We start from the raw sequence: 15789 nt of genomic DNA, 5'->3' as shown, positions 1-15789 counted from the left end.
CGCCCTCACAGCGCGCTGATCCGTACGGACGGGCCGTCCGGGTCGACGTGGTCGGTCCAGTCGGCCGTCAGATGGAACGGTCTGCCCGGGACGGCGGCCGACAGCAGCCGCTGCCGGTGGAGTTCGCGTCCGTCCTGCGAGACGACGAGCAGCGGCCGCGACAGCCGCCGCGCGGTGCGCAGGACGAACCGGTCCCCCTGCGGGCGCGCACCGTGGGGGCCCGTCACGTTGGGGGCGATCCACCGCAGGGGTGCGTCGACGACCAGGGGCCGGCAGCCGCCCGCGGGTTCGTCGGTGCCGGCCAGGCGGTGCAGCACCGGCACCGCCACGGCTCGCCCTTCCTGGGCCGCGAACTCCGCGCGTTCGGCGGCGTGCAGCACGTTCCCGGCGGCGAAGACGCCCGGCCGCGAGGTGCGGAACGCGGCGTCGTAGGCCGGTCCCCGGGTGCCGGGGTCGAGGAGGATGCCACCGCGCCTGGCCAGTTCGTGGTCGGGTACGAAGTCGCCGGTCAGGACGACGGTGTCGCAGCGCAGCGTGGTGGTGCGGCCGTCGTCGTGCCGCAGGGTCACCCCGGAGAGCCGGGTCCTTCCCGTGAGCCCTGTGACGGTGGCGGCGGTGAGCAGCGGGGTGTGCCCGCTGCGCAGCCGGAGCGGCCGGGGCGGCTGGTCGGTGACCATGGCGACGACGTGGACCCCGGCGGCGCGCAGGGTGGCGGCGGCCGCGTGCCCGACGGGTTCGTCGCCGACGACGACCGCCCTGGTGCCGATCCGCTGCCCGTACAGGTGGACGGCCTGCTGGAGTTCGCCGGTGGTGTAGACGCCGGGCGGCCGGGTGCCGGGGATCAGGCGGGCGCTGCGCGGCCGTTCGCGGGCGCCGGTGGCGAGGACGACGGCCCGGGCGGTGATCCGCTCGAGTCCTGCGGGCCCGGTGGTCTCCACGGTGCGGGGTCCCGCCCAGCCGGTGACGGTGACTCCGGTGCGCAGCTCGGCGCCCGCGTCCAGGGCCGCGGCCACGCTCCGCCGGGCGTGGGCGGGCCCACTCGTCCCTCCCTGGGCGTACGCGGATCCGGTGGCCGACGCCCAGGCGTGGGCGGCCCGTTCGAGGCGGCCGCCGAATCCTCCGTGGTGGCAGTGGCGGGGGATCCCGCCCGCCTCCTGCTCGCGTTCCAGGATCTCCACCCGGCCTGCTCCCACCCCGGCGAGCTCGGCTCCGGCCGCGAGACCTGCGGGGCCTCCGCCGATGATCAGGACGTCGATGTCGCGTGCGTGTCCGGTCACGGTCGAGCCTCCTCGAACAGGGCGCGGACGGCGGCGCCGCAGTAGAAGCCCTGGCACCGGCCGCCACGGGCGCGTGTGCGGCGCCGCAGGCCGTCCAGGGAGTGCGGCGGGACCGTGGAGTGCAGCGCGTCCCGGATCTCCCCGAGGGTGACCTGTTCGCAGTGGCACACAAGGGTGCCGTATGCCGGGTCCCCGGCGATCAGGGCGGCGTTGCGGTAGGGGCGAGGGAACGCCTCGCCGAGGTTGGGCATCGTGAGGGGCGGGAGCGGCCGGGGCTCGCCGGGGTCCAGGCCGGTGGCGGCCAGCAGGCCCATGACGTGGCGGCCGATCGCCATGGACGCGGTGAGACCGGTGGATCGGATGCCGCCCACGGCGACGTAGCGCAGTTCGGGGTACTCCTGGATGCGGTAGTCCTCCTGCCCGGTGGCGGCGCGCAGGCCGGCGTAGACGGCGGTGACCTCCTCGTCGAGGAGGGCGGGCACGATGCGGTGGCCCTTCTCGCGCAGGAGGTCCAGGCCGTCGGCTGTGGACCCGGTGGCGGTCTTGTCGTCGAGTTCCTCGGCGGTGGGGCCGAGGAGGACGTTGCCGAAGACGGTCGGCGCGACGAGGACGCCCTTGCCCGCCGGGCCGGGAACCGGCAGGAGGATGTGGCCGACGAGCTCGCGGGCGAGCTTGTCGAAGACGATGAGCTGGCCTCGGCGAGGGGTCACGGTGAAGACGTCGTGGCCGAGGAGCCGGTCGATCTCGTCGGCGTACAGCCCGGCGGCGTTGACCAGGTGGCGGGTGCGCAGCGGGCCGCGTGAGGTGGTGAGCGTGTGGCCCCCGGCGTCGCTCGCGATGTCCTGAACCCGGCAGTTCAGGTGCAGGTGGACGCCTGCCCGTACGGCCTGGGTGGCGAAGGCGAGCGGGGTGGTCCAGGGGCAGATGACGCTCTCGTCGGGGATCTCGAGCGCACCGAGCGCCCCGGGCCCCAGATGCGGTTCGGCGGAACGCAGTTCGTCGGCGCCGATGATGCGGGACGCGTGGTAGCCGTTGCGCCCGGCCTTGTCCCGGAGCCGGGGCAGTGCGGCGAGCTGGTCCTCGTCCCAGGCCACCAGGAGGGCGCCGGTCCGCTCGACCGGGATGCCGGTCTCGGCGGCGTAGTCGGCGAGGAGATCCCGTCCTTCGCGCACGAGGCGGGCCTCGAGCGAACCGGGGACGGCGTCGAAACCGGTGTGCAGGATCGCGGTGTTGGCCTTGGACGTGCCGTTGCCGATGTCGTCGGCGGCGTCGACCAGTGCGGTGCGCAGGCGGTAGCGGGCGAGTTCGCGGGCGATGGCCGTGCCCACGACGCCCGCGCCGACGACGGTCACGTCGTACGTGTCCTCCGCGTTTTGCTCCGGGGACCCCAGCGGGCCGGTGGTGGTGAGGGTGACGGTCACGCGCGCTCCAGCAGGCTGTCCACCGCGGTACGGAATCCGGCGAGGCGTTCCGCCGCCTCCGCGGGGCCGATCCGTGGTTCGTACACGGCGGAGGGCCGCCACTCCGGGGTCGCGCTGCCCGGCGGCAGCCGCGGGTCGAGCCCGAGCGTGGCCACCACGCCGGCGCCGAGCGCGGTCACGTCGGGCAGCGCCGACACCTCGACCGGCCGTTGCAGCAGGTCCGCCTGGGTCTGCATGAGCAGGGAGGAGCGGGTCAGGCCGCCGTCGACCCGCAGCGCGGTCAGTGGGGCTCCCAGGTCCGCGGCGACGGCGTCCGCCAGGGCGACGACCTGCGCGGCGATGCCCTCACAGAGGGCGCGGACCAGGTGGCCCGCGGTGGTGTCGAGGCCGAGGCCGGTCACGGAGCCGCGCAGGTCGCTGCGCCACCAGGGCGCGGCGAGGCCGGCGAGCGCGGGGACGAAGGTGACTCCCCCGGTGCCGTCGACCGAGGCGCCCACCGGGTCGAGGTCCTCGGCTCCTGAGATCACCCCGAGGTCGGTGAGCCAGCGCACGGCCGACGCCGCCGTGTAGACCTGTCCGTCGAGGCAGTAGTCCGTCCGGCCGCCGAGGCGCCAGGCGACACAGCTGGCCAGGCCGGTGGAGCCGGTGCTGGGCCGGCGGCCGGTCTGGGCGAGGAGGAACGCCCCGGTGCCGTACGTGCATTTGGCCTGGCCGGGTTCGAGCGCGTTCTGTGCCAGCAGGGCGGCCTGCTGGTCGACGATGAGGCCGGTCAGGGGGACGTCTCCGCCGAACGCGGTGGTGGTGCCGACGGGCCCGGCGCAGTCGACGACCGTGGGCAGCCGCTCGTCGGACAGTCCGAAGATCTTCAGGGCGTCGGGCGACCAGCCGACGTCGTGGAGGCCGAGCAGCTGGGTGCGTCCCGCGGTGGCCGCGTCGGTGACGAAGGCTCCGGTGAGCTGGTGGATCAGCCAGGAGTCGCTGGTCGTGACGACCCCCTCCCGGGTCAGTTCCCTGCGGATCCACGCCATTTTGGGTGCGGCGAAGTACGGATCGAGCGGCAGCCCGGTGAGCCGCTTCAGCTCGTCCCCCTGTGCGGCGAGGGCGCCGCAGATCCCTTCCGCACGTCGGTCCTGCCAGACGACGGCGTCGGTGAGCGGCCGGCCGGTCGCGGGGTCCCAGGCCAGCACCGTCTCGCCCTGGTTGGCCAGGCCGACCGCCGCCACGGGTTCGGCGGCGTCCGCGACCGCCTGCCGGCCGGCGTCGAGAACCGACCCGATCAGCTGGGCCGGGTCGGCCTCCACGAGGCCCCCGGCGCCGTACCGCGGGCGTACGGGTGCGGAACCGGAACCGATCACGCCGCGCTCGGGACAGATCACCAGCGCCTTGGTCCCGGACGTCCCCTGGTCGATGGCGAGCACCGGTCCTGTCAATCCACGCTCCAACCGTGCGGGCCGCCCGGACCCGGGCGGAATCGTGATCATTTGGTCCCTGTGCCCACAGTCGTGCAGACCACGCCCTGCGTCAAGCCTCCCAGATCATCCCGTCCGGAGCCGCCGGAGGTGATCAACGTCCGGTATATGCAGACCACTTGAGTAAGATCCGCACAGACGCCGGAAGGCGGGCGCGCGGCGCTCTACACTCACCGCCGAGTGGACAACCGGACGATGACCACCGGCAGTTCATGACCGAACCGCCCAACCCCCCACGTTCCTTGAGGATTCATGACGAGAAGAACCTGCGCCGTGCCGCTGCGCCCGGCTCGCCGCCCCTCCCCCACCGCGTGTTCAGGGGCGGGGCGCGCACATGGCTACCGGTGACTTCCGGCCGGTCTACCACCCCGCAGGGCACGATCACCCGCTGCGTGTGGCGTTGCAGGACCTGCGTACCGGCCGTTGGCTCGCCATGCGGAATCTGTTGGAGAACACACCGGACTGGGCGCTGTGGACCCAGCGGACCCAGGTCCTCGCGGCCGTGGCGGCGGGCTCCGACACGGTGCACGCCTGGCTGGCCGAGGAGCCCCGGAGTGTGGCCGCGGCGGTGATGCACGCCCGGGTGACGGTGGAACGCGCCGTCCGCGCCCACCGGGAGAGGCACCCGAGGGCCCAGGAGCTGTGGCAGGAGGCGTGGGAGGGGTGCCGCACCGCCGCGCACGCCTCGCCCGCGGATCCTGTGCCCTGGGTATGCCTCCTCGCCCTGTCGCAGCTCGACGAGGGACAGCGCCTGGAGGAGCATCGTCTGCTGCCGCCGGGCCCGATGCTGTTCCCGGGGCCGTGGGGTCTGCTGGCGGAGGCGGACAAACGCGATCCGTTCAATCGCGAGGCGTACCACCGGATGCTGCAGTTCGTCTACGCGCGACAGCCGGGCGGCACGCTCTCCGAGGCGGTCAACTTCGTCCAGTGGGCGGCCTCCTCCGCCCCGGAGGGTTCCGCGCTCCATGTGCTGCCGCTGTATGTCCGGGTGGAGCGCTACCGGCGCGAGCACGGCAACGAGCGGGCACTGGACCTGCACTGGGTCACCGAGGACGGCGAGCGGGACGCCCGGCGCGCCCTGCGCATCTGGTTCGCCGCCGCGGACCCGGCCGGCCGGTCCCTGCTCGACCTCAACCACCTGGCGCACGCGCTGTGGGGTTCGCTCCGGTTCGCCGACGCCGCCCCGGTGTTCCGGGCGATGGGCCCGTACTACACGTCCGTCCCCTGGGCCCACCGCACCCGTACGCCGCAGGATCCGGCCGGTGCCGAAGACGTCTTCCTCCGGGCCAGGAGCCGCTGTCTGGCCGCCGAGCCCGGCCCCGGGAGGGAACCGCACGGCTGACCGGCGGCGCCCCTCCGTGGAGAGGCCGGTCCGGCCGGCGCTCCACCCACGTTTTTCCCGTCCCCCTTCCCCCCCCCACCTGGAGGTCGTCCCCATGTCCATATCCGCCTCGACCCCGTCGAGTACGGAGCCCACGCCGCACAAGGACGAAGAGCAGCGGCTGCGCGAGCTCGGCTATCAGCCGGTGCTGGCGCGTCGCATGGGCGGCTTCGGCAACTTCGCGATCAGCTTCTCCGTCATCTCGATCCTGTCCGGCTGCATGACGCTGTACGGCTTCGGCATGTCGACCGGCGGCCCGTCCGTGATGCTCTGGGGCTGGGCCGGCGTCGGCCTGTTCGTGCTCTGTGTGGGCATGGCCCTGGCCGAGGTCACCAGCGCGTACCCGACGTCCGGGGCCCTCTACTACATGGCCGACCGGCTCGGTGGCCGTAAGTGGGGCTGGTACACCGGGTGGCTGAACCTGCTCGGTCTGCTGGGCGCGATCGCCGGCATCGACTACGGGGCCGCGCTGTTCACGGGCGCCCTGCTCAATCTGCAGTGGGGGTTCGATCCCACCCCCGGCTCCACGATGGTGATCTTCCTCTGCATCCTGCTGCTGCACGCCGTGCTGAACCTCTTCGGGGTGCGCCTGGTCAGCGTGCTCAATTCGATCAGCGTCTGGTGGCACCTGGCCGGTGTCGCCGTGATCGTGACGGTGCTGGCGATCGTGCCCGCGAACCACCAGTCGCCGTCGTTCGTCTTCACCGAGTTCGTCAACGACACCGGCTGGGAGAACCCGATCTATGTGGCGGCGATCGGCCTGCTCCTGGCGCAGTACACCTTCTGCGGTTACGACGCCTCGGCCCACCTGTCCGAGGAGACCTCGAACGCTTCGGTGACGGCGGCCAAGGGCATCGTCCGCGCGATCTGGGTCTCGTGGATCGCCGGTTTCGTCCTGCTGGCCGGACTGACCTTCGCCATCCAGGACTACGCGGGCACCCAGAACAGTGCCACCGGGGTCCCGCCCGCCCAGATCCTCATCGACTCGCTGGGGACGGCGGGCGCCACCGCCATGCTGCTGATCGTCATCGCGGCCCAGCTGTTCTGCGGCAACGCGGAGGTGGCGGCCGCGAGCCGGATGGTCTTCGCCTTCAGCCGGGACAACGCGCTGCCGGGCTCGGCGCTGTGGCGCAAGGTGAGCGCCCGTACGCAGACCCCGGTGCCCGCCGTGTGGCTCTCCGTCGGTGTCGCGGCGCTGCTGGCGGTGCCGTCGCTGTACTCCGCGACCGCGTACGGCGCGGTCACGGCGATCAACGTCATCGGGATCACGCCCGCGTACGCCATCCCGATCTACCTGAAGCTGCGCGCCGGGGACCGCTTCGAGCGCGGCCCCTGGCACCTCGGCCGCTGGTCGAAGCCGATCGGCTGGATCGCCGTGGTGTGGGTCGCCGTGGTGACGGTGCTCTTCCTGCTGCCGCAGTCCTCGCCGGTGACGATCGACTCGATGAACTACGCGTCGATCGCCCTGGTCGCCGTGCTGGTCCTGGCCACGGTGTGGTGGTTCGTCGCGCGCCGTTCGTACAGCACCCCGGCCGCGTACGGGAACGCCCGTGAGCAGGCGGAGATCGCCGAGGGCATCGTCTGACATCCGCTCCCCCGGGCGGTCTTCAGCGCAGCAGCAGCTGGAGGCCGCCCAGGACGGTGGCTCCGATGACGATCCGGTCGAAGAGCTTCTGGTTGATCCGGCCGACGCAGGCACGGCCGAGGTAGGCGCCCGGGACGACGAACAGCACCAGGGCCGCGTCCAGCAGCAGCGACTGCGCGTCGATGAGGCCGAGTCCCACGCTGAAGGGCACCTTGGACGTGTTGACGATCAGGAAGAACCACGCCGACGTCCCCAGGAAGCCGAGCTTCCGGAAGCCCGCGGACAGCAGATAGAGCGACATCACGGGGCCACCCGCGTTGGCGACCATGGTCGTGAAGCCTCCCAGCACCCCGTAGGTCCGGGCCTTGAGGCGCCCGCCGCGCGAGGGTTCGTCCGTGTCCTCCTCCGCGGGCGGCCGGGGGGCGGCGCGCCGGCGCCAGAGGGTGACGCCCGCCATGAAGAGCAGGATCGCGCCGATGGAGCGGGCCACGGCCTCGTCGTCGGCCCACAGCATGAAGACCGTGCCCGCCACCACGCCCGCGGCGACGGCGGGGAACAGCCGCAGCAGCGTGGGCCAGTGGGCGTGCCGACGGTAGACCAGCACGGCGAGGATGTCACCGGCGATCAGGATCGGGAGCAGAACTCCGGTCGATTCACGGGCCGGCAGTACGGCCGCGAAGACCGCGAGGCTGATGGTGTTGGCGCCGCTGACGGCCGTCTTGGAGAAGCCCACGAGCAGGGATGCCGCCGCGAGCGCGACCAGTGGCCACAGTGTGATGGTGTCCATTCCGGATCAGATGGTAGACGCATCTTCCTCTCGGCGGATCATCGTTCCATCCTGCGAGCGCATTGAGCGGTGGTCCCTCGCTATGCTGCGATCACTCGAAACGTTCAAACGAACATCGCACAGCGGTAGGCAAGGGGGCCAGCATGCGGGAGCCGGTTGAGCTGAGGCGCAAGCGCATCCTCGCGGTGGTGCACGCACGCGGTGCAGTGAAGGTGAGTTCGCTCGCCGACGAGCTGGACGTGTCGGCGGTGACGCTGCGGCGGGACGTGGAGGAGCTGGCCAGGACGGGGATGCTGCGGCGCGGGCACGGGGTGGTCCGGCCGGTGGGGGACGCCGCGCGCACGACTGCCGTGCCGGCCGCACGGAACGGCGAGCCGGCCGGGGACGCGATCGCTCTGGTCGTCCCGGAGCGGCATTCGTATCTGTACGAGACCCTCTACGGCGCCAGGACCGCCCTGGAGGAGGCCGGGAAACGCATCACCCTGCACATCACGCCGCAGATGGCCGGGGCCGAACGGCCACAGGTGGAGCAGGCCTTGGCCGCGGGCGTGAGCGGGCTGCTGATCGCCCCCCGGTGGCGGAGCGCGGCCGGCGAGGAGGCGGACTACGAGTGGCTCGCCGAGCTGGAGGTGCCGACGGTCCTGATGGAGCGGCGGCCCCGGCCCGGCAGCGCGCTGCACGCCATGGACGCGGTGTGCTCCGACCACTGGTACGGCATCCACCTCGCCGTGGACCACCTGATCTCGCTCGGCCACCGCCGGCTCGTCCTCGCCGCCAGGAACGACAGCCCGACGGCGCGCTCGATACGGGCCGCGTTCGCCGACATAGCCGCCTCCCGGCCCGAGGTGGAGGACTGGTCCGTGGTGCTCAGCTCCCCGAACGCGGGCCCCGGGGAACCCGGCACACGGGAGGCCGTCCCGGATCTCACGGCGCTGCTGAGGGAGCGCGGCGTGACCGGCGCCGTCCTGCACGGCGACGAGGACGCCCTGATGCTGGTCCAGCGGCTGGCGGAGAGCGGCTTCCAGGTGCCGCGGGACTGCTCCGTGGTGGCGTACGACGATGTCGTCGCGGCGCTGGGCAGCACCGCCCTCAGCGCGGTCGCCCCGCCGAGGGCCGAGATCGGGCGGGCGGCGGCGGAACTGCTCCTGCACCGGCTGGCACACCCGGCCGGCACCACCGGTCCCGTACGCAGGGTGGAGCTGCTCCCCCGCCTCGAAGTGCGCGGATCGACTCGGGAGTTGCCTCACACACATAACTGATCGTTTGAACACTTCAATCTTCTTTTGATCGATCTATTGACCGCTATCGATCAGCCGATCAGTATTCCCCGTGTCTCGAATCAGGAGCCGCGGGAGGCGCACATGCCTGGTCGACAGAGCCGTCGATCCGTGCTCGCCACGATCGCCGCACTGCCTCTGACGGGCGCGCTCAGCGCCTGCGGAGGTGGTGGCGGAGACACACGATCGGGCGGTACGAGCAGTACCGGCAAGACCGTAAGCAGCAGGACCGGCAGGAAGACGCGGATCACCTTCTGGTCCGCCCTGCGGGGCAGTCAGGAGGTCGTGGACGCGTTCAACCGCGGGCACGACACCATCGAGGTCGATTACCAGCAGGTCCCGTCCGGGACCCAGGGCGGTTACGCCAAGCTCAGCAGCGCCGCACGGGCCGGCAACGCCCCGGACATCGCCACCCTCGAATACCCGCAGGTCCCGGGCTTCGCCATCGACGGGGTCTGCCGGGACATCACGGACCTGGTCGGCGAAGGGCTGCGGGCGAAACTGCTGCCGCAGGCCCTGGGGCTGACCACCTTCGAGAAGCGGGTGTTCAGCGTCCCGCTCGACATAGAACCGATGGTGCTGCACTACCGCACGGACCTCTTCGAGCGGTACGGGCTGACCGTCCCGCGTACCTGGGAGGACTTCGAGGACGCGGCGAGGACCGTGCGGGGCAGGAGCGGTGACCGTCGGATGGCGCTCTTCCCGACGGACGGGGACACGCACCTCGCCGCGTTCGCGTGGCAGGCGGGCGCCCAGTGGTTCGACACGGCGGGCGGCGCCTGGAACGTCTCGCTCGCCGACGCGCCCACCCGACGGGTGTCCGCCTTCTGGCAGCGGCTGACCGACCAGGACCTGGTCTTCATGAACGCGGTGGAGAGCCGTCAGAGCGATGTCCAGATCGGCGACGGCCTGGTGCTCAGCCGGCTCAGCGGCGCGTGGGACGCCGGTGCCCAGATGAAGGCCCGGCCGAAGCAGACGGGGAAGTGGGCACTCGCGCCGATCCCCCAGTGGGATCCGGCCGACCCCGGTGTCGGGACCCATGGTGGCTCGACCTTCGCGATCACCAAGGACAGCCCGCACCCGGAGGCCGCGATGGAGTTCATCGAGTGGCAGGTCTCGCATCCGGACGCTCTGCGGGCCCGGCTCTCCAGCGGTGCGAGCAGTCAGTACCCCGCCGCGCCGGGCCTGGTCGACGTGGGCCGCGAGGCCTTCGACCGGGCCTACTACGGCGGCCAGGACATCTACACCCTCTTCGAGCAGGAGGCGCAGAAGATCCGCCCGGGCTGGATCTGGGGTCCCCGCATGACGGCGACCGGCAGGCTCATGAAGGACGGACTGGCGCGGGCGAGCGGAGGCCAGGGCTCCATCCTCGGGGCGGTCCGGGCGGCGGAGGAGGGCACCATGCCGGACCTCAAGGCGCTCGGTCTCTCCACCACCCGGCGCTCCACCTGACAGGCGATCCGCATCCCGTTCCAGCAGCAGAGAGGCAGGTGACACCATGACCAGCGCCACCCCTGTGTCCGTACCGGCCGACGCCCCCACCCGGCCGTCGCCGGAGAGCCCGGCCGCCGCCGCGCCGGCGCCCACCGCCCGCAGGTCCGCCCGGCGTCGCGAACTCGGCGCCTGCGGCGCCCTGATGACGCCGTTCTTCGTCCTTCTGGTGACCGTCTTCCTGATCCCGGTCGCCACCGCTGTCTATCTGAGCTTCTTCAGCGACGACCAGCCCGGGCTCGGCTTCGGCCCCGAGCGGACCGTCTTCGCCGGACTCCGCAACTACGCCGCCGTTCTGGCGGACCCGACGTTCCTCAGCGGTCTCGGCGTCGTCGCCCTGTACTGCCTGGTCTACATCCCGCTGATGGTGATCGGCGCCCTCGTACTGGCACTGCTGCTGGACTCCGGGGTGGTCCGCCTGCGGGGCACCGTCCAGCTCGCCCTGTTCCTGCCGCACGCCGTTCCGGGGATCATCGCGGCTCTGATCTGGCTGTATCTGTACACCCCCGGCATCAGTCCGGTCATCGACCTCCTCGGCACGGCCGACATCACGGTCGACTTCCTCGGGGTGCACATGGTGCTCCCGTCCATCGTGAACATCGCGCTGTGGAGCAACCTCGGCTACAACATGGTCGTGTTCTACGCCGCCCTGCAGGCGGTCCCCCGCGAGGTCATCGAGGCGTCGGTCGTCGACGGCGCGGGCCCGGTCCGCACGGCACTCCAGGTGAAGGCCCCGCTGGTGCGGTCGTCGATCGTCATGGTCGCGATGTTCACGCTCATCTTCGCGCTCCAGCTCTTCACCGAGCCGATGCTGCTCAGCCAGTCGACCCCGATGATCAACTCGCGCTTCTCACCCAGCATGTACATCTACGACGCGGCGTTCACCCGCAACAACTACGGTCTCGCGGCGGCCGCCTCGGTCATCCTGCTCCTGTGCACGATCGCCCTCTCCTACGGCGTCACCCGCTGGACCAACCGCGCCAACGCCGCCGAGGAGGGCTCCCGATGAGTGCGCCGACCGTCACCCGCACCGCCTCGCCCCTGCGGCCCCGGCTCCTCGGGCGCTCCGTCGTCAACCTGGTGGTCTTCGTCTCGGTGCTCTACACCCTGCTGCCGGTGCTGTGGCTGGTGCTCGCCTCGACCAAGGACAGGGACGCCCTGTTCAGCAGCGACATCCTGTCGACGAGCGGCTTCTCCTTCGTCCAGAACATGAAGGACCTCTTCGCCATGGACGGCGGGTTGTACGGCCGCTGGTACGGCAACAGCCTGCTGTACGCGGTGCTCGGCGCGGCCCTGGGCGCGCTGATCAGCGTCGCCTGCGGCTACGCCTTCGACAAGTACCGCTTCGCGCACAAGGAGAAGCTGTTCGGCCTGGTGCTGGCCGCCGTCATGGTGCCGCAGACCGTGCTCGCCCTGCCGCTCTATCTGATGGCCTCCGGCGCCGGTCTCGTGAACACCTTCTGGGCGGTGTTCATCCCCGTTCTGTTCAATCCGTTCGGTGTCTATCTCGGCCGGATCTTCAGCCAGGGGTACGTGCCCGACGAGGTCCTCGAGGCCGCGCGGATGGACGGCGCGGGCGAACTGGCCGCCTACTTCCGGGTGGCGCTCCGCATGCTGGGGCCAGGGCTGGTCACCGTGTTCCTCTTCCAGCTCACCGCCATCTGGAACAACTTCTTCCTGCCCATGGTGATGCTCTCCGACCAGGACCTGTATCCCGTCAGCCTCGGCCTGTACTCCTGGAACAGCGCTGCGTCCGTGTCACCCGAGTACTACCCCGTCGTCGTCATGGGCTCGCTGCTCGCGGTGCTGCCCCTGATCCTCGCCTTCGCCCTGCTCCAGCGATTCTGGCGGTCCGGACTTACGGCGGGAGCCGTCAAGTAGCCGTGCCGCCCCGCCCGGACCACCGCACAGGAGAACCATGCCCAGCACTCCCCCCGCACCCCGCCGGCCGCGCGCCGCGCTCGCCATGGGAGCGGAAGCCGCAGCCGCGGTGCTCTCCCCCGACTCCCTGGCGGCGCTGGCCGAGGTGTGCGATCTCGCGCCCCTGCCCGCGATCGACGACTTCACGACCGAGGAGGCCAGGGCCGTACTCGCGGACACGGAGGTCCTGATCACCGGCTGGGGCTGCCCGCCGATCCACGCGGGTGTCCTGGCCGCCGCTCCCGCGCTGCGGGCCGTCGTGCACACGGCGGGCTCGGTGCGCGGCCATGTCACCGACGCCTGCTGGGACAGGGGCATCGAGGTGTCGTCGGCCGCGGCGGCCAACGCGCTCCCGGTCGCCGAGTACACCGTCGCGATGATCCTGCTGTCCGGCAAGCGGGCCATCGAGCGGGCCGGGGAGTACCGGGCCACCCGCCTTCGCGACAACTGGCTCGCGATGCCGCCCGGTGTCGGCAACTACCGCCGCACGGTGGGCATTCTGTCCGCTTCCCTGATCGGCCGACGGGTGATCGAACTGCTCCGGCCGTACGACCTGGAGGTGCTGCTCCACGACCCGTACGTCACGGACGAGGAGGCCGCCGGGCTCGGTGTCCGCCCCGTCTCCCTGGCCGGACTCTTCGTGGAGAGCGACGTGGTCAGCGTCCACACCCCTCTGCTGCCCGCCACCACAGGGCTGGTCAGCCGCGGGCTGCTCGCCTCGATGCGGCCCGACGCCGTCCTGATCAACACGTCCCGCGGCGCGGTCGTCGACCAGGAGGCCCTCGCCGACGTACTGCGGGCCGGCCGGATCCGGGCGGTGCTCGATGTCACCGACCCCGACCCGCTGCCGGCCGGTCATCCGCTGTGGGACTGCGACAACGCGCTCATCACCCCCCATCTCGCGGGTTCCCAGGGCAACGAGCTGCGGCGGCTGGCCGATCTGGCCGTCGGCGAGATCGCCCGGTGGGCCGCGGGCGACGGCTTCACCCATCCCGTACGACGCGAAAGGCTGGCATTTCTCGCATGACCTCCACTCCCTTTCAACTCCCCTCCGAGGACCGCGCGCGGAGCCCGCACACCGGCTACACCCGCGACCACTGGGAAGCCGTGGCGGACGGACTGCTGGACGCCGCCTGGAAGTGGGCCACCCCCGGCCGGGCCCTCCTGGACCTGCCGGGCCGCCCCTCCCGCTCGGGGGTCCGGTCCGACGGGCTGGAGGGCTATGCCCGTACGTTCCTCACCGCCGCGTTCCGGGTCGCCGGCGCGGAGGGCAAGGATCCGTACAACTGGCTGGAGCGGTACGCCGACGGGCTCACCGCCGGTACGCGCTCGGCCGGGCGGGACGACGCCGAGTCCTGGCCGCTGATCCTGGACCACACCGTCTTCGGCCAGCCGATGGTGGAGTCGGCCTCGGTGGCGATCGGGCTGCGGCTCACCCGGCCGTGGCTCTGGGACCGGCTGGACGCCACCACGCAGGACCGTGCGGAGGAGTGGCTGCGGGGCGCCCTGAGGCACACGCCCGCACCCAACAACTGGTATCTCTTCCCCTTCTCCGTCGCCGGGTTCCTGGAGTCGGTGGGGCGGGGCGACGCGGAGACGGCCCGGGCCCGGCAGCGGGCGCTCGACCTGCTGGAGGTCTGGTACCGGGGCGAGGGCTGGTACGCCGACGGGGACGGGCGCGCCTTCGACCACTACAACGGCTGGGCGCTGCACCTGTATCCGGTGCTGGACGCGTATCTGTCGGGTGACGCGGAGCTGTCCGCGCACTACGGGGCACGGCTGAGCGAACATCTGGAGAGCTTCTCGCTGATGTTCGGCGCGGACGGCTCCCCGCTGCACTTCGGGCGCTCCCTCACCTATCGTTTCGCGGCCGGGGCGGCGGTTGGGATGGGCGCCGTGTCCGGGCACACCCCTCTGGCTCCGGGCGTCTCACGCCGGCTGATCAGCGGTTCGCTGCGGTACTTCCTGGAGCGCGGGTCGGCCGGGGACGACGGTCTGCTGAGCCTGGGCTGGCACGGGCCGCACGACGCGACGCTCCAGGTGTACTCCGGCCCGTCGTCGCCGTACTGGGCGTCGAAGGCGTTCGTCGCCCTGCTCGCCCCGGCGGAGCACCCGCTGTGGACGGCGGACGAGGAGCCCGCCCCCAGCGAGGGCCCGGACCGGGTTCTGGCTCTCCCGTCGCCGGGGCTGCTGGTGCAGTCGACACGGGCGGACGGCGTGGTGCGGCTGCACAATCACGGCAGTGACCATGTCCGGCCGCACGAGGGCGAGACTGCGGACGTCTCGGACCCGCTCTACGCGCGCCTCGCGTATTCGACGGCCACCGGTCCGACGGCGCCCGCGAACACCGCGGACAACCATCTGTGCGTACGGATCGGTGGTTCCCGCAGCAGCCGGGCCCGCATCCACCCGCTGGGCGCGGGGCACGGCGAGGGCTGGGGCTGGGCCGCGTCCTGGCACCGCCCGGTCTTCCCGGAGGGCCCGCCGACGGTGCCGGGGCTGCGGGTGGAGAGCGTCACGGTCGTCCGGGGCAGGTACGAACTGCGGGTACACCGGGTCCTGGGCGCGCCCGCCGGGACACGGGCCGAGCTGACGGGCTGGGCGACGGACCCCCAGGGCCCGGTGCGTTCCGCGTTGCACGGGCTGTACGGCTGGCCGGACCAGGAGGACGTACGGGCTCCGCAGGGCACCGCGTTCACCCGGTGGGCGGTGCTGCCCCGGCTGGGTGCCGAAGTGGAGGGAACCGAGGTGCTGGTGGCGCTGGCTTCGCTCACCGGGGAAGCGGACGTCGCGCCTCTCGGCACGGCGGTGAGCGGGGTGGACGTGAACGGGGAGACGGTCGCGGTGCGCTGGGCCGAAGACGGTGCGACGACCCGTATCGGCTTCGCACCGCTGGAGGTCACCCACGTTCCCTGAGCCGCTCGGCAAACGGAGAGTTTCACTTGTCTTAACGGAATACTGCGGAACCGGTAATGCAATGGGGCCTTTCCCGGAACTCCACGGAATCCCCTGAAATCATTTCCGGAGATCACGTCGCGCCGTTACGCTGAGCCCGCTTCACCGAGTGGTGGAGCAACTGCCGAAGCGCCCAGGGAGGGGCGCGGACAGCAGTTTCGGGGTGGGGAATTCAGGGGGCGCTCCGCCATGCCGTGGAGACGGCTGACGGCGCACGCCAGGGACC

The 15789-nt window shown here is 71.9% G+C and carries 12 protein-coding genes; 8 read left to right on the top strand and 4 right to left on the bottom strand.

Annotated features, from left to right (window positions below; genetic code table 11):
* Positions 1–5: 5 nt before the first annotated feature.
* The 3 genes from OG379_RS34380 to OG379_RS34370 are packed head-to-tail and all read right to left on the bottom strand — an operon-like array spanning position 6 to position 4128.
* On the bottom strand, positions 6–1277 hold the full coding sequence (locus tag OG379_RS34380; RefSeq protein WP_405667044.1) for an FAD-dependent oxidoreductase: 1272 nt from the start codon (positions 1275–1277) through the stop codon (positions 6–8).
* Entirely contained in the window at positions 1274–2698 is a 1425-nt protein-coding gene (locus tag OG379_RS34375) for an FAD-dependent oxidoreductase (protein ID WP_405667043.1), read from the bottom strand. The genes OG379_RS34380 and OG379_RS34375 overlap by 4 nt, the downstream gene beginning before the upstream one ends.
* Positions 2695–4128, bottom strand: coding sequence for an FGGY family carbohydrate kinase (locus OG379_RS34370; protein WP_405667041.1), 1434 nt, complete (start codon positions 4126–4128; stop codon positions 2695–2697). The genes OG379_RS34375 and OG379_RS34370 overlap by 4 nt, the downstream gene beginning before the upstream one ends.
* Before the next feature lie 373 nt (positions 4129–4501).
* Between OG379_RS34370 and OG379_RS34365 the strand changes: the two genes are divergently transcribed.
* On the top strand, positions 4502–5509 hold the full coding sequence (locus OG379_RS34365) for a hypothetical protein (RefSeq protein WP_405667040.1): 1008 nt from the start codon (positions 4502–4504) through the stop codon (positions 5507–5509).
* 94 nt (positions 5510–5603) lie between these two features.
* Positions 5604–7133, top strand: coding sequence for an amino acid permease (locus OG379_RS34360; RefSeq protein WP_393762531.1), 1530 nt, complete (start codon positions 5604–5606; stop codon positions 7131–7133).
* A gap of 22 nt (positions 7134–7155) precedes the next feature.
* Here the strand turns inward: OG379_RS34360 and OG379_RS34355 are convergent, their stop codons facing one another.
* The gene (locus OG379_RS34355; RefSeq protein WP_393762529.1) at positions 7156–7920 is read right to left on the bottom strand and encodes a sulfite exporter TauE/SafE family protein; all 765 of its coding nucleotides are present in this window, start codon (positions 7918–7920) and stop codon (positions 7156–7158) included.
* A gap of 143 nt (positions 7921–8063) precedes the next feature.
* Here OG379_RS34355 and OG379_RS34350 point away from each other — a divergent pair, with 143 nt between their 5' ends.
* From OG379_RS34350 to OG379_RS34325, 6 genes are all read left to right on the top strand, one after another.
* Complete coding sequence (locus tag OG379_RS34350) at positions 8064–9179, top strand: substrate-binding domain-containing protein (protein WP_405667038.1); 1116 nt, start codon at positions 8064–8066, stop codon at positions 9177–9179.
* A gap of 102 nt (positions 9180–9281) precedes the next feature.
* Positions 9282–10649 carry an ABC transporter substrate-binding protein gene (locus OG379_RS34345; protein ID WP_405667037.1) on the top strand — a complete coding sequence of 456 codons (1368 nt, stop codon included), beginning with the start codon at positions 9282–9284 and terminating at the stop codon, positions 10647–10649.
* A 46-nt stretch (positions 10650–10695) separates the two neighbouring features.
* Entirely contained in the window at positions 10696–11697 is a 1002-nt protein-coding gene (locus OG379_RS34340) for a carbohydrate ABC transporter permease (RefSeq protein ID WP_405667035.1), read from the top strand.
* Positions 11694–12569 carry a carbohydrate ABC transporter permease gene (locus OG379_RS34335; protein ID WP_393762521.1) on the top strand — a complete coding sequence of 292 codons (876 nt, stop codon included), beginning with the start codon at positions 11694–11696 and terminating at the stop codon, positions 12567–12569. The genes OG379_RS34340 and OG379_RS34335 overlap by 4 nt, the downstream gene beginning before the upstream one ends.
* 37 nt (positions 12570–12606) lie before the next feature.
* Positions 12607–13635: a hydroxyacid dehydrogenase gene (locus OG379_RS34330; RefSeq protein ID WP_405667034.1), complete on the top strand. Its 1029-nt coding sequence runs from the start codon at positions 12607–12609 to the stop codon at positions 13633–13635.
* The gene (locus OG379_RS34325; RefSeq protein WP_405667032.1) at positions 13632–15524 is read left to right on the top strand and encodes a DUF2264 domain-containing protein; all 1893 of its coding nucleotides are present in this window, start codon (positions 13632–13634) and stop codon (positions 15522–15524) included. The genes OG379_RS34330 and OG379_RS34325 overlap by 4 nt, the downstream gene beginning before the upstream one ends.
* The last annotated feature ends 265 nt before the right edge of the window (positions 15525–15789 follow it).

Origin of the sequence: Streptomyces sp. NBC_01166 (assembly GCF_045039765.1) — a bacterium.
Classification (GTDB): domain Bacteria; phylum Actinomycetota; class Actinomycetes; order Streptomycetales; family Streptomycetaceae; genus Streptomyces.
This window is presented reverse-complemented; position numbering and strand designations above follow the sequence as displayed.

Bases quoted from the DNA above. Each gene is read 5' to 3' on its own strand.
- OG379_RS34365 (WP_405667040.1), top strand. From the start codon at position 4,502: ATGGCTACCGGTGACTTCCGGCCGGTCTACCACCCCGCAGGGCACGAT.
- OG379_RS34360 (WP_393762531.1), top strand. From the start codon at position 5,604: ATGTCCATATCCGCCTCGACCCCGTCGAGTACGGAGCCCACGCCGCAC.
- OG379_RS34355 (WP_393762529.1), bottom strand. From the start codon at position 7,920: ATGGACACCATCACACTGTGGCCACTGGTCGCGCTCGCGGCGGCATCC.
- OG379_RS34350 (WP_405667038.1), top strand. From the start codon at position 8,064: ATGCGGGAGCCGGTTGAGCTGAGGCGCAAGCGCATCCTCGCGGTGGTG.
- OG379_RS34345 (WP_405667037.1), top strand. From the start codon at position 9,282: ATGCCTGGTCGACAGAGCCGTCGATCCGTGCTCGCCACGATCGCCGCA.
- OG379_RS34340 (WP_405667035.1), top strand. From the start codon at position 10,696: ATGACCAGCGCCACCCCTGTGTCCGTACCGGCCGACGCCCCCACCCGG.
- OG379_RS34335 (WP_393762521.1), top strand. From the start codon at position 11,694: ATGAGTGCGCCGACCGTCACCCGCACCGCCTCGCCCCTGCGGCCCCGG.
- OG379_RS34330 (WP_405667034.1), top strand. From the start codon at position 12,607: ATGCCCAGCACTCCCCCCGCACCCCGCCGGCCGCGCGCCGCGCTCGCC.
- OG379_RS34325 (WP_405667032.1), top strand. From the start codon at position 13,632: ATGACCTCCACTCCCTTTCAACTCCCCTCCGAGGACCGCGCGCGGAGC.